Origin of the sequence: Streptomyces sp. NBC_01198 (assembly GCF_036010485.1) — a bacterium.
GTDB lineage: Bacteria > Actinomycetota > Actinomycetes > Streptomycetales > Streptomycetaceae > Actinacidiphila.
On the sequence record NZ_CP108568.1, the window covers coordinates 399,858 to 417,232 of the forward strand.

At 73.3% G+C, this 17,375-nt stretch carries 10 protein-coding genes; 5 read left to right on the plus strand and 5 right to left on the minus strand.

What is annotated here, in order from left to right:
- Positions 1-159 precede the first annotated feature (159 nt).
- Positions 160-771, minus strand: coding sequence for a hypothetical protein (locus OG702_RS01845; protein WP_327287074.1), 612 nt, complete (start codon positions 769-771; stop codon positions 160-162).
- 80 nt (positions 772-851) lie between these two features.
- Positions 852-2,330 carry a DUF6851 domain-containing protein gene (locus OG702_RS01850; protein WP_327287075.1) on the minus strand — a complete coding sequence of 493 codons (1,479 nt, stop codon included), beginning with the start codon at positions 2,328-2,330 and terminating at the stop codon, positions 852-854.
- A gap of 302 nt (positions 2,331-2,632) precedes the next feature.
- On the opposite strand from OG702_RS01850, the gene OG702_RS01855 reads away from it, so the two are divergent.
- The 5 genes from OG702_RS01855 to OG702_RS01875 all read left to right on the plus strand — a co-directional run bounded on the left by OG702_RS01855 (position 2,633) and on the right by OG702_RS01875 (position 8,289).
- Positions 2,633-4,075: an MFS transporter gene (locus OG702_RS01855; protein WP_327287076.1), complete on the plus strand. Its 1,443-nt coding sequence runs from the start codon at positions 2,633-2,635 to the stop codon at positions 4,073-4,075.
- A 31-nt stretch (positions 4,076-4,106) separates the two neighbouring features.
- The gene (locus OG702_RS01860; RefSeq protein ID WP_327287077.1) at positions 4,107-4,757 is read left to right on the plus strand and encodes a TetR/AcrR family transcriptional regulator; all 651 of its coding nucleotides are present in this window, start codon (positions 4,107-4,109) and stop codon (positions 4,755-4,757) included.
- Positions 4,758-4,884: 127 nt separating this feature from the next.
- A complete protein-coding gene (locus tag OG702_RS01865) occupies positions 4,885-5,355 on the plus strand; it encodes a DUF6220 domain-containing protein (RefSeq protein WP_327287079.1) in 471 nt (156 codons plus the stop codon).
- A 340-nt stretch (positions 5,356-5,695) separates the two neighbouring features.
- Entirely contained in the window at positions 5,696-7,426 is a 1,731-nt protein-coding gene (locus OG702_RS01870; RefSeq protein ID WP_327287080.1) for a SagB family peptide dehydrogenase, read from the plus strand.
- 416 nt (positions 7,427-7,842) lie between these two features.
- A complete protein-coding gene (locus tag OG702_RS01875) occupies positions 7,843-8,289 on the plus strand; it encodes a MarR family winged helix-turn-helix transcriptional regulator (RefSeq protein ID WP_327287081.1) in 447 nt (148 codons plus the stop codon).
- A gap of 90 nt (positions 8,290-8,379) precedes the next feature.
- Here OG702_RS01875 and OG702_RS01880 read toward each other — a convergent pair whose 3' ends face one another.
- Genes OG702_RS01880 through OG702_RS01890 form a run of 3 tightly spaced genes read right to left on the minus strand, consistent with a single transcriptional unit; the run spans position 8,380 to position 17,375 of the window.
- Positions 8,380-12,390, minus strand: a complete 4,011-nt coding sequence (locus OG702_RS01880; RefSeq protein ID WP_327287082.1) for a non-ribosomal peptide synthetase — start codon at positions 12,388-12,390, stop codon at positions 8,380-8,382.
- Between the two features lie 57 nt (positions 12,391-12,447).
- The gene (locus tag OG702_RS01885; RefSeq protein ID WP_327287083.1) at positions 12,448-14,004 is read right to left on the minus strand and encodes a GMC family oxidoreductase; all 1,557 of its coding nucleotides are present in this window, start codon (positions 14,002-14,004) and stop codon (positions 12,448-12,450) included.
- Positions 14,004-17,375 carry a non-ribosomal peptide synthetase gene (locus tag OG702_RS01890; RefSeq protein ID WP_327287084.1) on the minus strand — a complete coding sequence of 1,124 codons (3,372 nt, stop codon included), beginning with the start codon at positions 17,373-17,375 and terminating at the stop codon, positions 14,004-14,006. The genes OG702_RS01885 and OG702_RS01890 overlap by 1 nt, the downstream gene beginning before the upstream one ends.

Genomic DNA, 17,375 nt, shown 5'->3' on the forward strand with positions numbered 1-17,375 from the left:
CTTCGTTCCTGTCTCGCGGTTCGGAAGGTCGGGGGGCAGCGCCGGAAGGCGGAAGGGGTGCGGACATGCCGCAGTCCGCAACCCGCCTCGGGAGCGGGTTGCGGACGGAGGGCGACCGACGAGTCAGGGGGTCATCGGCCGCCGGCCGGGCCCCCTAGGCTAGCCGTGGTGGTGGGCGATCGCCGGCGGGGTGTTGTACCAGTCGCTGACCTCTTCCTCGGTGGCCACCGAGCCGCGGGCGATGCCGTGGAACTCCTCGCTCTCGATCCCGGTGGACAGCGCGAACCGCTCCGGGGCGTGGCTGGAGACGATCACCGAGTAGGTCCCGGAGACGGCCGTGGTGTCGTAGCTCAGCAGCAGCAGGAAGTTGTTGCCGCTGTCCTCGTCGGTGATCGGGACCCGCAACGACGGCGTCAGCTGGGTGACGTGGAGCTTCGGGTCGATCACGGTCACCGTCGGCAGCTGCGCGGGCGTCAGGGCGTTCTCCGGCGCCTGGTCGGGCACCAGCAGGGCGATGCTGACCTCCTGGCCCGCAGTGAAGCGCAGCTGCGCCGAGCGCACGTCGTTCGCCTGGTTGACCACGCCGTACAGGCCCATCGGGTCGGTGCCGTCCTTGACCAGCGGGGCCAGCAGCGGCACCCGGTCGTGGTCGGTGAGGATCACCGGGGTGTGGGCGCTCGCCGGGAGGGCGATCCCGACGACGGCTGCCATGGCCGTCGCGGCGACGATGATCGCGCTGCGGCCGGTCGACATGAACTGACGGATTGCCATCTGACCTCGATTGTCGTGAGTCGGAAAGAAGGACAGCAGGGAAAGTCGGGCGGCCCGCGGCCGGTCGCGCTCCGGACCGGTCACACCTGGCCGTTGACGTACTTCGTGACGAACTCGTAGGCGAGGTCGCCGAACTTCGGGCCGATCTTCTCGCCCGCCCTGATCGCGCCGAGGAAGTGCACGCCGCCGTAGGCGCGGCTCATACCGCCCACGCTCGCGAAGTCCGACCAGGTGGTGAAGTGCAGCTCGAAGTCCTGCGAGGGCGTGATGCCCGGCTCGATGATCGACGAGCCCTTCGCGAAGGGGAAGTGCAGGTCGATGGCGTCGGTGCCGAGGAAGCGCGCCGCGGACTGCGAGTGTGCGTGGTAGAGCGTCGTGGAGCCCGAGGGGAACTCGACGTGGTCGGGGATGGTCAGGTAGCTGGACCACTCGGTGGCCTTCATGCTGACCGTGCCCAGTCCGGGGCCGCCCCAGGCGCGCACCTTGTTGTCCCCGTAGATGTGCCGGATGGCGTTGATCGGGCGGATCGCGTCCCAGACGTTCTTGTTGTACCAGGCGGCGATCAGGGCGTCGAAGACGGCGACCGCGGTGATCATGTGGAAGTGGAACCAGTCGTCGAACGGCAGGTTCCGCTCCGCGCCGGCCATGCCGACCGAGATGCCGAGCGCCATGAACTTGTCGTCGAAGGTCTCGGCGATCATCTTCTGCTCGTCCGTCAGCCCGGCGGAGTACGCGAGGATCTCGTCGGCCTGCGCCTTGTACTGCCGCCAGTTGTGCACGTCGCTCGCGGCGGGCTTGGGCAGCCGGAACTTGCTGACGTCGGAGTAGGTGTACGGCCGCACGTGCTGCAGTTGCGGGGTGATGAACTCCTGCACCCGCCACTGGCCCTGCTTGTCGGTGGGCACGATGTTGGGCTGCCAGCGCGAGGGGTCGCGCAGCTCGTAGGCGGTGTTGACCGGCTGGTAGCCGGTGTAGTCGTGGTAGGGCATCGGGTGGTACTTGCGGCCCACGTCGCCGGTCTGGTTCATGCCGTCGCGCAGCCGGTTGTCGATGACCGCCTGGCCCGCCGCGTTGCCGATGCCGGCCGGGGTGCTGAGGTCCTTGCTGGTGTCGTCAGGGTCCAGGCCGTACTTCGTCAGCAGCCCGCGCCACTGCGGGATCGCCGCGGGGATCATGCCGCTGAGCAGCCGCAGGGAGGCGTACATGATCGCGACGTTCTTGTTCCGGTTCGTCACGCCCTCGGACGCGGGGCGCCGGCCCAGCCGGCTGGTGACGCCCACCGCGGTCGGGTGGTAGGGGGCGATCGCGTCGAACCAGGCGTGCTGCAACAGGGTGGTGACCCGGACGATGATCGTCGCGTCGTTGCCGGCGACGTAGGTCAGGATGATGGGCTCGGCCTCCGGCACGATGACCATCTCGACGATGTTGCCGTTGTCCCAGTCGATGTCGGCCGCGGCCTTGGGGGCCGCCGCTCCGGTCGACGAGCCGCCCGGCGCGGCGGCGGCGGTGCCGGCTCCGGCCAGTGCCAGAGCGGCGCCCCCCGCCGTGCCGATCAGCATGGACCGGCGCTTCACTCCTGCGGGCGCCGTGGAATCAGCGGATGAATTCATGTCCCGTACCCCTTTTGCTCCCCCGACAGCGTCTTCTGCGGCATGGCACAGCCCCGCCATGCAGGCGTAAATCCGCATAAGGGATCGATTATCGCGTTCGAGACGTACTCGTGTCGGCTCAGATGCTGGCACGCCGCGATGTCCCCTCGGCTCTCCGAGATTGCTCGGATAGCTGGCCGAAAACCCTGCCATTGCGCACCCGGCCGCACTGCGGTAAACCTAACATATATGTAAGGGTAAGGAGGCCCCTGGTGAGTAGGACCGCAGCCGACCAGCACACCGACCACGAGGAGCCCGCGGCGCCGACCGCCGGATGGCCGGTACTCGTAGTGCTCTGCCTCGCTCAGTTCATGGCCGTTCTCGACGTCTCCGTGGTGAACGTGGCCCTGCCGTCGATCGGCAGTTCGCTCGGGCTCGGCGGCGACTCGCTGCCGTGGGTGATCACGGCCTACACCGTGGCGTTCGGCGGACTGCTGATCCTCGGCGGCCAGGTCGCCGACGGCATCGGCCGCCGCAACTCCTTCCAGATCGGCCTCGCCGTCTTCACCCTCTCCTCGCTCGGCGCCGGCCTGTCCACCCACGGCGCCGAGTTACTGACCGCGAGGGTCGCCCAGGGTGTCGGGGCCGCGCTGCTGTCACCCGCCGCACTGTCCATCCTGACCACCGAGTTCACCGGCAGGGCACGCAACCGCGCGCTCGGGGTGTGGGCCGCGATCGGTGCCGCCGGAGCCGCCGTCGGCGTCGTCGTGGGCGGCGCGCTGACCTCCGGGCCGGGCTGGAAGTGGGCGTTCTTCATCAATGTGCCCGTCGGCGTCCTGGTCTTCGCCTCCGTGCTTGCGGTGGTTCCCGGCCGGCCGCGCACTCCCGGCACCCGGCTCGACCTTCCCGGCGCCCTGACCGGCACCGGCACGGTCGCCTTCCTGATCTACGGTCTGGTGCGGGCCGGCGACAAGGGCTGGGGCTCGGCCCAGGCCCTGGTGCCGATCGGCATCGCCGTGGTGCTGGCGGCCGGATTCCTGCTGATCGAGCGGAGCGTGCGCAGCCCGCTGGTGCCGCTCGGCCTGGTCCGCCGCCCGCCGCTGCCCGGCGCCGTCGGCACCATGGTTTTCGCGACCGCCGCGCTGCTCGGCACCTACTACCTCACGTCGATCTACCTGCAGCGCGCCGAGCACTACGGCCCGCTGCACGTCGGCCTGGTCTTCCTGCCGGTCGCCTTCGCCACCGGGGTGGGCGCGCACCTGGCCTCGGAGCAGGTCAGCAGGATCGGCCCGCGCCCGACCGCGTGCGCGGCGCTGCTGCTGGCCGCCGCGGGGCTCGGCCTGATCTCCTGGAAGGGCATCGGCGGCGGGGTGTGGTCCACCCTCATGCCGGGCTTCCTGCTCGCGGCCGTCGGCATCGGCGCGACCTTCGTCACCGCGACCACCAGCGGCCTGTCCTCGGTCGACCACGAGCACGCCGGCGTGGCCTCCGGGGTCTTCAACACCGGCCACGAGGTGGGTGCCTCGCTCGGCATCGCGGTGGTCTCCGCGGTCGCCGCCACCAGCGTGGCCGCCATGACCGCGCCCTCGCTGACCGGCTACCGGCACGCCTTCCTGGTGCTGGCGATCGGCGCCGCTGCGCTGGCCGTCGCGGTGACCGCCTTGCTCCCCAAGGGCCCGCTGGAACGCGGCGACAGCCCGATGCCGATGCACTGACCGGCCCGACGGCGCGGATATCCTCATGCCCATGGACGATCACTCGCCCGTCCGGCGCGGCGACGCCGGACGGCGGCGCCGCTCGGACGCCGAGCGGAGCATCGCCGCGATCCTCGACGCCGCCCTGAACTGCGTGCCGTCCGAGGGCGACTTCAACATGTCCGCGATCGCGCGTACCGCGGGGGTCAGCCGGGTCACCCTCTACTCGCACTTCCCGACCCGTGAGGCCCTGATCGACGCGGCGCTGCAGCGGGCCTTCGCGCAGACCCACCAGGCGTTGACCGAACTGCCGCTCGACCAGGGGCCGCCGCAGGAGGTGCTGGCCCAGCTGCTGAGCTCGTCGTGGCAGGTCCTCGAGCAGCACAGGAACCTGTATCTGGTGGCGTCGGCGAACCTGCCGCCGGACCGGCTGCGCGCCTACGCCGAGCTGGTGCTCGACCGGATCGAGCGGCTGCTGGCCCGTGGCCGGGCCGACGGCGTCTTCCGCGACGACCTGCCGCTGGACTGGCTGGTCGCCACCGTCTACACGCTGATGCACCTGGGCGCCGAGCAGGTGGGCTCGGGACGGACCAAGGCCGATGTCGCGGGCGAGCTGGTGAGCACCACGATCCTGTCGCTGCTGACCGCGACGGCGTCCGGTGTCCCCGGCGGCGCGAACGGCGCCGGCGGGCAAGGCGGCTGACGAGGAGTCCGCTCCGGTATTGCGGGCTGATCCAGCTATCCTTGACACTGTCGTTAAGGATAACTAGCGTCGTTTCCGCCGCGGCCGGGACCCGGCATGCCGTGCATTCCGAAAGGTTGCTTCCGTCATGCGAAAGCTGTATTTCATCCTGTGCGTCCTGCTGTTCGCCGCCATCGGCGTGCAGTTCTACCTGGCGGGCATCGCCGCGTTCACCAAACCGCAGACGGACAGCACCTTCGACGCGCACAAGATGAACGGGATGATCATCATCCCGGCGCTGTCCGTGCTGGCCACCATCGCCGCGATCATCGCCCGGGTCCCGCGCAAGCTGGTCGGTATGACCATCCTGGTCGCCGCGCTGATCCCGGTCCAGATCCTGATCAACACCATCGGGGGCCGGGACGACGCACGCAGCTCGACCGGCGGGGTCGCCGTCATGGGCCTGCACGTCATCAACGGCCTGGTCATCATGCTGGTCGCCCGGGCCGCGCTGCAGGGCGCCCGGACCATGGTGAAGGCCAGGGCGGGCAGCCCGGCCGTCGCGGCGGAGGGCGAGCCCGCCACCGGCGCGCAGTCCCCCAGCGGCTCGGTCGGCTGAGCGGAGCCCCCGCTCCACCGCTGTCCGGCCGCAACGCTCCACCGCTGTCCCGCCGTCCGGTCCGCCGGACGGCGCTCGCCCGGTCCGCCGGGCGCCACCGCCCGGTTCGCCGGGCCGGGGTCCGCACGACCGGGCCCGGGCCCGGTGAGCCGGGCGTTCGCCGTCCGGGCCGCCCGGCGCCGGAATCCCGCGAACAGCCCGGCGATCGCCGGCGGTTCGAGCAATCTCAACGGTGACGACCGGCCGCCCATGCCGGAAGCTCGCCCCGTGGGGTCCGCCCCGGCCGCGGGCGGGTCGCGGACTCCACGTCTCCATCGGGGTCGGCAGCGAGGAGCTGAAGTTGAGCGGGCAGACGAATCAGGGGACTTCCCCGGCAGCCGGCCGGCCCTGGCGGACACTGTCCGTCGGGGTGGACGGCGGCAGCGATCCGGCAGCGCGGGCGCGGCTGCTCGACGACGTGCTCATCGGCACCGTCCGGCCGTGGGCCGCCGGCGCCCCGGGCCCGGGCGGCGACGCGGCCTGCGACTGGTACGCGACCCGCGAGGCGGGTGACGAGCCGCGGCTGCTGGTCCATCTGCGCGCAGCCGAGGACAAGCAGCTCGCCGACCTGGGCGAGCGGCTGGAGCGCGCGGCAGGCGGCGGATTCAGCACCCGGGAGGTGCCCTACGAGCTGGACGCGGCCCGCTACGGCGGCCCCGGCGGTGCCGCGGTCGGCGAGCGGCTGTGGGTGTCGGCCAACGCCGACGTGATCGCCACCATCCGCGACCACCGCTCGCGCGCCCGGCGGCTGCGTCCCGCCGCCGACCTGCTGACGGCCAGCGCGTTGGCGGCCGGCGGCAGCTGGCGGGACGCGGTCCAGTGGCTGCGCGGCCACACCCGCTCCTGGGCGCGCGCCGACGGTCTCACGCTCGCCGACGAGATGCAGGCGCGGTTCACCGCCGAGGCGGGCTTCATCCGCAACCAGGCGGACTGGCTGGCGCAGGCAGACCGGGTGCGTACCGCGGCCGGCGCCCCCAACGCCGTCGCGGACGGCGCCCCGAACGGTGCCGTCGCCCGCTGGTTCGCCTGGCAGTCGGCCGCCTGGGGGCGGCTGTCGGGCATGGCGGAGGCCGGGCTGCTGCAGCGGCCGGCCGCCGAGGTCCACTCGGCCCTGGTGCACGCCACGTTGCACGGGCAGCTGGGTGTCACCGCGGCCGACGAGGCGTACCTGGCCTGGCTGTTGTCGATCGCGCTGCTGGACGACGGGCCGCGCGAGCCGTTCTTCACCGACAACGCGCAGGCCTCCGACCGCCGTTATCACGAGCAGAGCAAATACTTCGTCTTCCGCGGCGAGGACCAGATGGCCGACGAGAGCGTGGGGCCGGTGCTGGGCCGCCAGCAGTTGCGGTCGACGGGGCGTACGGTCGCGCTGCCCGCTCCCGGCGCGAGCGCCGGCGGTCCCGGGCTGGCCGAGGTGCTGCTCGCCCGGCGCAGCACCCACGGCCGCTACCAGGGACGCTTCTCGCTGGACGAGTTGAGCACGCTGCTGCACTACTCGGCGGGCACGGCGACCGACAAGAAGCTGCCCGGCACGTCGGCGACCTACCGGGTGCGGACCTACCCCAGTGGCGGCGCCAACTACCCGGTACGGCTGCTGATGTACTGCCACGAGGTGGAGGGCGTCGAGCGCGGCACCTATCTCTACGACCCGGAGGCGCACGCGCTGGAGCTGCTGTCCGCGGGCGACTTCAGCCCTCAGCTGCTGCAGACCTCGCCGTGGCTGGACCCGCGGGTGCCGGCCCCGAAGGCCACCGGGAAGCTGGAGGCGGCCGACTGCCCGCTGTGGGTCTTCCCGGTCGCCGACCTCACCCACCAGCGGTTGGCGTACGGACTGCGCGCCTACCGCCTGGTGCTCGTCGAGTGCGGTCACCTGGCGCAGAACCTGTCGCTGGTGGCCACCTGGATGGGCCGGTCCTGCATCGGGATCAGCGGCTACATGGACGACGCCGTCAACCAGTTGCTGGACGTGGACGGGGTCAACAGCAGCGTGATGTACCTGTATCTGATCGGGGACGTGCAGGCCGAGGCCTGACGTCGCCCGACGGCGGCCGGCCCCTCCGCCAGGGGGCCGGCCGCTGTCGTCCCCGGCGAAGAAGTGACGGATTTCGTCAAGGTCCGGTCAATTGCGGTCGCAGAAGTGATTGAGTGGGCAACGACCACTCCGACACCCGAGCACGCCTCGGGGTCGACGGCGATCCCTGTCCGAACCCTCGCCGACTCGCCGCGCGGGTCGTCGCAACTCCCCCAGTTTCAGTACCGTGAAGACCCCTCCCCCACGATTCGCCCACCACGACGACCCCGGCACCCGCCGCTGTCGCCACCGGGCGGAACCCGGCGGGGAGGCGACTCCGGTCGGATAACATGGGCAAGACCTTATAGTTGTACATAACAACTGCCGAACGGCAGCGTAGCAATCAGGGTTGCTCGGTGCAACCCACGGAGGTGGTAATGCACGCCGGACCCCACGATGTGCTGGAATTGGCGATGGACGGCTTGTTCAGACGGCGTGGTGTGCTCGATCCGTCCCGGGTCGTACCGGGACTCGGCGCTTCGCTCTCGGAGTCGCTGGCGCTGGGCTATCTGGCCACCGGCTCCTGCGTGCAGCACGAACTCGGCTCGTACCTGGGCCTGGAGAAGAGCACCGTCAGCCGGCTGGTGGCAGGTATGACCGAGAAGGGCTGGGTCGAGCGCGGCCGCGACCCCGACAACCGCCGCTTCCAGAAGGTGGTGCTGACCGGCCTCGGGCGGCGGGCCGCGACCCAGATCGCCGAGGCGATGCGGCAGCGGCACGAGCGGTGGCTCGCGGCGCTGAGCCCGGAGGAGCAGCAGGCGCTGGCCATCGGGCTGCCCGCGCTGGTGCGGGCGATGACCGCCGAACTCGGCCCGGACGAATGACCGGTGTGCCTGCCGGGTGCGTGACGCCCGGCAGGCACACCGGCAAGGAACGTGCCCGGCGGGCCCGCGACACCGGCTGTCGGACGTGTCCTACCCCTCGGTGCGGCACCAGCCGGCGACCCGTTCCGCGATGGCCTGCTGGGCCGGGGGCGCCATGATCGAGTAGTGGTCGGCCGGCCACAGTTCGGTCTCCAGCTCCGTGCAGACCGCGCGCCACGCGGGCACCGGGTCGGGCCGGTCCACCTCGCCCGCCACGAAGAGCAGGGCGGGCACCGCGGAGGCGGCGGGGCGGTAGCGGGCCAGCGCCCCGAGATTGGCCGCGTGCACCCGCATCAGCCGTTCGTAGCCGGCCGGGTCCACCTCGGCCGGCAGCAGGCCGTGCGCGACGGCCGCGTCCCGGGCGGCGGCCGGCAGACCGCCGTCCGGGGCGCCGTCCACCGCGGCGGCCACTGCCGCGGGCAGCTCGCCGCCCGCGAGGTCGGCGAGGAATTCCAGGTGGCCCGCGGCGTCGGTGCCGGGCTGCCGCAGGTTGGCCAGATCGCTGTCGATCATGAAGACCCGCACCTGGTGCCCGTCGGCGGCCAGCCGGCCTGCCACCTCGTAGGCGAGCACCCCGCCCATCGACCAGCCGCCCAGCAGGTAGGGGCCGTTCGGCGTGAGCCGCTGGAGCTCCGCACGGTACGCGGCGGCCATCGCCGCCAGGTCCGCCCGCTCGTCGGCGGGGCCGCCCCTGGCCAGAACCGGGTGCTGGAAGGCGCGTACGGGCCCGGCCCACAGCCGGGCGAAGTCGGTGTAGCAGCTCACCGAGCCGCCGACCGGGTGGAAGAGGTGCACCTGCTGCCCCGGTCCCGCCGACAACGCGACCGAGCAGCCGGCCTGCCGGTCCTGCTCGGACCGGCCCTCCGCGCCCTGCCCGAGCCGTTCGGCCAGCGCCCGCAGTGTCGGCGTCTCGAAGATCTCCCCGAAGCGCAGGGCCACCCCGAACTCCGCGTCCACCCGGTTCACCAGCCGCAGCGCGAGCAGCGAGTTGCCGCCCAGCGCGAAGAAGTCGGAGTCCGGCCCGACGGTGTCGGCTTCGAGCAGTTCGCGCCACAGCTCGGCCAGCCGAGCCGCGGTCCTGCCGCCGGGCAGGCCCTCGGCCGCGACGGCGGTCCCGCCGTCCCGGGCGGCGGCCCTGGCGGCGGCCAGGGTGCGTGCGACGTCCACCTTGCCGTTCGCGGACAGCGCGGGGCGGTCGACCACGTGGATCGAGCCCGGCACCATGTAGTGCGGCAGCCGGCCGCGCAGCAGGGCCGCCAGCGCGGCGGCGTCCGGGTGCCGGCCGGGTTCGGCGACGACCAGGGCGACCAGCCGCCTCTGCCCGGCCGGGCCGTCCTCCACGGCGACCGCGCAGTCCCGTACGCCGTCGCACGCACGGACGGCGGCCTCGACCTCGCCCGGCTCCACCCGGAAGCCCTGGATCTTGGCCTGGCGGTCCTCGCGGCCGAGGAATTCGATGACGCCGCCCGGCCGGTAGCGGCCCAGGTCGCCGGTCCAGTAGAGGCGTTCACCGGTGGCGGGGTGGGTGATGAAGCGCTCGGCGGTGCGTTCGGCGTCCCGCCAGTAGCCGCGCGCCAGGCCTGCGCCGCCGATGTGGATCCGGCCGACCGCGCCTGGCGGGCGGACGTCCAGGCGGTGGTCGAGTACCCGCATCGTCTGGCCGGGCAGCGGCCTGCCGTAGGGGATGCTGCGCCACTGGGGGTCGACCCGGCCGACCTGGTAGGAGTTGGACCAGATCGCGGCCTCGGTGGCGCCGCCGAGCGCGGTGACCACCGCCTCGGGCCACAGCGCGCGCATCCGGTCGGGCAGCGGGGTGGGCACCCAGTCGCCGCTGAGCAGGAAGGACCTCAGGGGCGGGCGGGCGGCGGCCGGGGCCTGTTCGGCGACCTCGGTGAGCATCTCGGCGAGCGCGGGCACCGAGTTCCACACGGTCACCCCGTGCCGGGCCGCTGATCCGGCCCAGCCGACCGGGTCGGGCCGGCTCGACGCGGCGGGCAGCACCAGGGCGGCGCCGGCCGCCAGGGTGCCGAAGACGTCCCAGACCGACAGGTCGAAGCTCAGCGAGGAGATGCCGAACACCCGGTCGTCCGGGGCGAGCCGGATCCGCGCGTTGACGTCCAGCACGGTGTTGAGCGCGGCGGCGTGCTCGATCATCACGCCCTTGGGGCGGCCGGTGGAACCGGAGGTGTGGATGATGTACGCGAGGTCCCCGGGCTTCCCGCCGTGCACCGGCGCCGGGGGGTAGGAGACCGGGTCGAGGCTGTCCACGAACAGCACCGGGCGGGCGGTCGCGGCCTCCGGCACCCGGTGGGACTGCCCGAGCACCACGCGGGCGCCGCAGTCGTCCAGCAGTTCCCGGATACGGGCCTGCGGCAGGCCGGCGTCGACCGGGCAGTAGGCGGCGCCGCAGCGGACCACGCCGAGCGCGGCCGCGACCTGCTCCCAGCCCTTGGCCATCACCACCGGCACGATGTCGCCCGCGCCGATCCGCTGCTGGTGCAGCCAGCGGGCGACGGCCCGCGAGACCGCTTCCAGGTCGCCGTAGGACAGCGTCCGCTCCGCCGTCACGACGGCCGGAGCGGCGGGCCGCAGTGCCGCCTGCCGCAGGAAGCCGTCCTCAAGGCGGCCTTGCGGCGGCTCGCCGGCCGGCGCGTTGTCCGCGGCGACGGCCGCCCGGTGTACGGACGGCACCGGGTCCGGGGCGGAGCTCGCGCCGTCCGGACCGGCCAGCGTGTCCAGCAGCCGCGCGTACGCCCGGAACATCGCGTCGGCCAGCCCCGGCGGGAAGGCCTCGTCCACCACGTCCCACACGCAGTCCACTCCCCCGTGGGCGCCGTCGACGAGCTGGTTGTCGATCAGCACCTGCGGGGTGCGGAGGTTGTTGTGGACCACCCGGCAGGCCGGGCCTTGCTCGCCGGCGTCCCGGCGGGCCGGGCCGAGCATGCTGTTGAAGACGTACGGCAGGGCCGCGCGGCCGGTCCAGCCGCGGCGGGCGGCCAGCTCGCGGGTCACCTGGACCGCGGTGACCTCGCTGTGCGCCATGTCCTGCCACAGCCTGCGCTGCAGCAGCCCGGCGCGGGCGAAGAAGCCGTCCTCGCCGCGCAGGTCCACCTCCAGCGGCAGGGTGGAGCTGAACTGCCCCACCACACCCGCCGTCTCGGGGTGCGCGGTGGCCCAGTTCTGGTGCAGCACGTTGAGGCAGAAGTGCGGCGAGGCGGCCCAGGCGCCCAGCGTCTCGGCGAAGACATGCATCATCGCGGCGGCGGGCAGCACCTTGTGCGCGCGGAAGGCGGTCGACAGGCGCTGCCACTGGGCCCGGTCGAGGCGGTGGGTGCGGCGGACCAGCCGGCCGGGTTCCAGGGTCGCGACCCTGCCGGAGGCCGGCAGCACCGGCGCCTCGGGCAGCGTGTCGAGCCGGTCCTCCCAGTAGCTCCAGTGCTTGGCGTAGTCGTCGGTGTGCTCGTAGGCGACCCGGGCGAGCACGCAGTCGCGGAACGTCAGGCCGGTGGGCGGGAGTTCGGCGGCGGGGTCGGTGTAGAGGCGCCACCACTCCTGCTGGAGCTGCCGGGTGCTGCCTGAGTCGAGCAGCAGCAGGCTCATCGCGAGGTGGATGCGGAAGCGGTGCGGGCGCACCCGGTGCGCGCTGACCTCGAACAGCGGCCGGCCGGTGGGGTCGACACCGCGCTCGCACAGCGCCCGCCGCCGCTCGAGCAGCGCCGCCTGCCGCTCGGCGGGCGGCAGCCCGGTCAGGTCGGTGACCGGCAGCGCGAACGGCTCGACCTCGGACGGGTCGAGCACCCGCTGCGCGCCCTCGGCGAGCACGACGGTCCGCAGGTGCTCGTGCCGGGCGATCAGCAGGTCGACGGCCCGGCGGGCCCGGTCGGCGTCGAAGTCGACCATGTCGATCTCGACGTACATCGTCGGCCGGAAGCCGCCCAGTTCGATGAGGCTGCTGCTGCCGACCAGGTAGCCGGCCTGCAGGTCGGTGAGCGGGAAGACGTCAGGCGAGGGAGCGGGCGCCTGCGGCGCCGGGTCGTTCTCGGTGAGCTGCCGCACTGTCATCGCTGTCTCCCCGTCATCGCCGTGATCGGCCTCGGCGCCGTCATCGCTGCCTCCCGGTCATCGCATCCACTCGGCGGCCCGCTCGGCGAGCATGATGCAGGTGAGGTTGGTGGGGGCGCGCACGATCGAGGGCATCACGGAGGCGTCGGCGACCCGCAGGCCCGCCACGCCGTGCACGTTGAGCCGCTCGTCGACGACCGCGCCCGGGTCGTCCGCGGTGCCCATCCGGGCGGTGCCCGCCGCGTGCCAGGTCGGCGAGACGAAGTTGCCGACCGCCCGGCGCAGCAGGGCGTCGTCGTCCACCATCCGGTCGGTCCACAGGAAGGTCCGCGAGAGCACCGGGGCGAACGGCTCGGAGCGCACCACCGACCAGGCGAGCCGTACGCCGTTCATCAGCCGCAGCACGTCGTCGGGGTCCGTGCCGAGCCCCAGCCTGATCGCCGGGGCGGCCTTGGGGTCGGCGTCGGTGAGCTCGACCGTGCCGCGCGAGCGCGGGGCGAGCAGCAGCGCGCCGACCGAGATGCCCGGGTCGCTGCCGAGCACGGCGCCGATGCCGGGGACCGCCGCGCCGCGTACGTTGGCGACCAGCAGCAGGTTGATGTCCGGCTCCTCGCCGGTGGTGGCGACCCTGGCCAGCGCCTCGTGCCACGGGTCGCCGTCCCGGCACACCCCGGGTGCCGCGGCGGACCACACCGGCACCAGCGGATGGTCGATCAGATTGCCGCCGACGCCGGCCAGGTCGGCGACCACCGGCAGCCCCAGCGCGACGGAGCGTTCCGCGGCGCCGATACCGGAGCGCTGGAGCAGCAGCGGGGTGCCGATGGCGCCGGCGCACAGGGTGACCCGGTCGGCCGCCACCTGGTGGAGCCGCCCGTCGTGGACCAGTTCCACGCCGGTGGCCCGGCCGCCGGCGGCCAGCACCCGGGTGACCTCGCAGCGGTCGAGGACGGCGAGCCCGGCGCGGCCGCGTACCGGCGCCAGGTAGGCGTCGGCGGCCGAGACCCGGCGCGGCCCGTCCAGGTTGCCGGGGATCGGACCGGCGCCGATGCCGCCGTCGTTGAGGTCGGGCCGGTCGGGCAGGCCCACGGCGCGGCAGCCGGCCAGGAAGGCGGCCGCGGTCGCCGACAGCCGCCCGGGGGCCGGGCGGCGGATCGGCAGCGGGCCGTCCGTACCGTGCAGGCCGCGCGGTCCGCCGTCCCGGTGGTCCGCGTCGGACTCCAGGCGGCGGAAGTACGGCAGCACCTGCGCCCAGGACCAGCCGGGGTTGCCGGCCGCCGCCCAGCCGTCGAAGTCGGCGGGCAGGCCGCGCAGCGCGATGGCCCCGTTGACCGCGGAGGACCCGCCGAGCGCCTTGCCGACCAGGTACGGATACTGCCGCCCGATGCCGGGCGGGGTGTCGCCGACGGACGCCGTGTGGTCCCAGTTCGCACCGGTCAGCACCGGGCTGCCGGGCGGCCCCGCCTGCGGTGCGGGCTCGGTGCCCGCCTCGACCAGCAGCACCCGCCGCCCGGCCTGTTCGGTCAGCCGGGCGGCCAGCACCGAGCCGGCCGAGCCCGCGCCCACGACGATGTCGTCCCAGCCGCGCCCGAGCACCTCGCCCGCCGCCCGCGCCATCAGGCCGGCGCCCCGGCCCGCTTGCGCAGCTCCGCGGTGAGTTCGGTGACCGTGGGGCTCTCGAACAGCAGCCGAAGGCCCTCGTCGCCCTCGGTGTCGAAGCCGAGGTCCTCGCGCAGCCGGGTCAGGATGCGGACGGCGTGCAGCGAGTCGGCGCCCATCTCGAAGAGGTTGTCCAGCACCCCGAAGTCGTCGCGCTGCAGCACCTCGCGCCAGATGCCGAGCATCCGCTCCTCCAGGTCGTCGCGCGGCCCGACCAGCGCTTCCTGGTCCGGTTCCGTCCAGGCGGTGGGCAGCGCCGAGACGTCGACCTTGCCGTTGGCGCTGAGCGGCACGGCGTCGATGAGCAGGTAGTGCTGCGGCACCATGTAGTCGGGCAGCACCTCGGCGAGCGCGTCGCGTACGGCTTCGGTGTCGGGTTGCGAGCCGGGCGCCGCCACCACGTAGGCGACCAGCTGGCGGGCGCCGGTGACGGGGTTGGCGTCCACCCGGACCAGGCCCTCGGCCACGCCGGGCAGCCGGCGCAGGGCCGCGGTGATCTCGCCCAGCTCGATCCGGTAGCCGTTCAGCTTGACCTGGGAGTCCAGCCGGCCGAGGAACTCGATGTCGCCGCCGGGCAGGTAGCGCCCGAGGTCACCGGTGCGGTACAGGCGTTCCCCGGTGACCGGGTGGGTGACGAAGCCGGCCGCGGTGCGCTGCGGGTCGGCCCAGTAACCCTTGGCCACGCCGGTGCCGCCGATGTAGAGGTCGCCGGGGGTCCACACCGGGCAGTCCTCGAAGGCCGCGTCGTAGATGTGCAGGGTCTGGTTGGCCAGCGGCTTGCCGTAGGGGATGCGGACCCACTCAGGCGGCACCTTGCCGACCGGGTAGCAGACCGACCAGATCGACGCCTCGGTGGCGCCGCCCAGGCTGATCACCCGCGCGGCCGGCTCGGCGGCCCGTATCGCGTCAGGCAGGGTGACCGGGATCCAGTCGCCGCTGAGCAGCACCGTACGCAGCGTGCCCGCGGCGGTCCGGCCGCCGGCGTCCACCCAGGCCTGCATCAGTGCGGGCACCGAGTTCCACACGGTGACGCGGTGACCGTCCATCAGCTCGGTCCAGTGCTGCGGGTCGCGGGCGCCGGACGGCGAGGGGATCACCACGGCGGCGCCGGCCGCCAGCGTGCCGAAGACGTCGTAGACGGACAGGTCGAAGCTCAGCGAGGACAGCGCGAGGACCCGGTCCTGCGGGCCGACGCCGAAGCGCTCGTTGATGTCCAGCACGGTGTTGACCGCGCCGCGGTGGTCGATCATCACGCCCTTGGGCGTGCCCGTCGAGCCGGAGGTGAAGATGACGTAGGCCAGGTCGGTGGGGGCCGGGCCGCTGTCGAGCGGGCCGTCGTCGGCGGCCAGCACCTCGTCGTCGTCCAGGGTCAGCACCTGGACGCCGGCCGGCCACTGGGCGGAGTCCCGCAGCGCGGCGGAGGTCACCACCAGCTGCGCCCCGCCCAGCTCCAGCACCTGGGACCTGCGGGCCTGCGGCCACGACGGGTCGACCGGCAGGTAGGCGGCTCCCGACGCGGTCACCCCGAGGGTGGCGGCGACCTGCTCCCAGCCGCGTTCCAGCACGATGCCGACCAGGTTGTCGCGCCGGGCGCCGCATTCGAGCAGCCGCCGGGCCAGCCGGTTGGCGTGCCCGGTGACCTGGCGGTACGTCAGCCGGGTGTCGCCGGCGATGACCGCGACCGCGTCGGGGGTGCGGCGTGCCTGCTCCTCGGCGAGGCCGCACAGCGTGCCGCCGGGCAGCTCCCGGTCCGTGGCGTTGGCGGCGTCGCGCTCGGCCCGCTGCCAGCCGGGCAGCCGCGGGCGCAGGCCCGGGTCGTCCCAGGCGCCGTCGTCGGCCGCGAGCTGTTCGAGCAGGGCGTGGTAGGCGGCGAACATGTCGTCGAGCAGCTGGTCGGGGAAGAGCGCGTCGACGCAGTCCCAGTTGTAGAGGAGATCGCCGAACTCCTCCATGATCTGGTGGTCGATCCACACCTGCGGGGTCTGGCTGATGCCGTAGCCGAGCCGGCCGAAGAAGCCGCGGTCCGCGGCCTGGTCCTGCTCGGGGGCGGAGCCGATGGCGCTGGTGACCACGATGGGCATCGCGGCGCCCAGTCCCGAGGACATGCTGCGGGCCCGCTCGCGCAGCACCCGCAGCCCGCTGTAGGCGGTGTGCCCGAGGTCGCGCAGCAACTGGCCGCCGAGCCGCAGCGCCCGCTCGGCGAACGGCTCGTCGCCGGGCTCCTGGACGGCGAGCATGGTCAGCGAGGTGAAGTCGCCGATGATCTCACCGATGCTCGGGTGCAGCGGCGGACGGTCGAAGAGCGTCAGGTTGAGGGTGAAGCCGTCCTGCCCGGCGGACCACAGCCGCAGCACGTCGGAGAAGGCCGCCATCAGCGCCACCGACGGGGTCAGCCCGCGCCGCTTGGCCGCGGCCTTGACCGCGTCCCACTGCTCGCGCGGCAGCCGGCCCTGGCGGCGGACGAACTCCACCGACGGCAGCTGTGCGGGCTGCCTGGCCAGCGGGAGCTCGGGCGCGGGCGGCAGGTCGGCGAGCCGCCCCAGCCAGTACGCCTCCGCCTGCTGGTAGCCGGGGCCCTGGCGGAGCTCCTGCTGTGCGGTGATGTAGTCGCGGTAGAAGACGCCGGGCGGCTCGGGCAGCCGGTCGGGCCGCTGGTAGCAGATCCGCCAGTCGTGGAAGAGCAGCGCCAGGCTGAAGAAGTCGATGATCAGGATGTTGAAGCTCAGGTGCAGCCGGTGCCGCCCGTCCCCGACCAGGCTGGTGCGGATCTCGAACAGCGGCCAGGCGTCCGGCTCCGGGGTGTGCGAGCCCATCTCCGCCCGGATGTGCAGCAGTTCGTGCTCGCGCTGCTGCCGGGACAGCCCGCCCAGGTCGCGCACCGCGATCTCGTACGCCGGCACGTCGGGCAGCACCCGCTGCAACCCGTCGGGCTGGACGATCGCCCGCAGCATGTCGTGCCGCTCGATGACGGCGTTCAGGGCGCGGGTGAGGCGGTCGGGGTCGAGGCCCTTGCCGTCGAGTTCGAAGTAGTAGTGGGTGGAGACGCCGCCCAGTTCGATCGCGGAGCTGCGGCCGATCCAGTACGCCTGCTGGATGTCGGTCAGCGGGAAGGGCTCGTGGCGCAGGTCGGGGCGCGGCACGACGCGGACGTCCTCGCCGCCGGCCTCGCTGCGGCGCAGCAGCGCGATCAGCTGGTCGCGCTCGGCCTTGAGCTGTTGGCGCAGTTCCGGGGTGAGCGATCCGGCCGGAGCCACCACGTCGAGACGGTCGTCGACCAGGCGCAGCCTGATGCCGCGCCGGTGCAGTTCGGAGAGCAGAGCCTGGGCCAT

What these genes read in the sequence shown, in the direction of transcription:
- OG702_RS01860 (WP_327287077.1), top strand. Translation starts at nt 4,107, where the DNA reads ATGGACGATCACTCGCCCGTCCGGCGCGGCGACGCCGGACGGCGGCGC.
- OG702_RS01865 (WP_327287079.1), top strand. Translation starts at nt 4,885, where the DNA reads ATGCGAAAGCTGTATTTCATCCTGTGCGTCCTGCTGTTCGCCGCCATC.
- OG702_RS01880 (WP_327287082.1), bottom strand. Translation starts at nt 12,390, where the DNA reads ATGACAGTGCGGCAGCTCACCGAGAACGACCCGGCGCCGCAGGCGCCC.
- OG702_RS01885 (WP_327287083.1), bottom strand. Translation starts at nt 14,004, where the DNA reads ATGGCGCGGGCGGCGGGCGAGGTGCTCGGGCGCGGCTGGGACGACATC.
- OG702_RS01845 (WP_327287074.1), bottom strand. Translation starts at nt 771, where the DNA reads ATGGCAATCCGTCAGTTCATGTCGACCGGCCGCAGCGCGATCATCGTC.
- OG702_RS01890 (WP_327287084.1), bottom strand. Translation starts at nt 17,375, where the DNA reads ATGGCCCAGGCTCTGCTCTCCGAACTGCACCGGCGCGGCATCAGGCTG.
- OG702_RS01850 (WP_327287075.1), bottom strand. Translation starts at nt 2,330, where the DNA reads ATGCTGATCGGCACGGCGGGGGGCGCCGCTCTGGCACTGGCCGGAGCC.
- OG702_RS01875 (WP_327287081.1), top strand. Translation starts at nt 7,843, where the DNA reads ATGCACGCCGGACCCCACGATGTGCTGGAATTGGCGATGGACGGCTTG.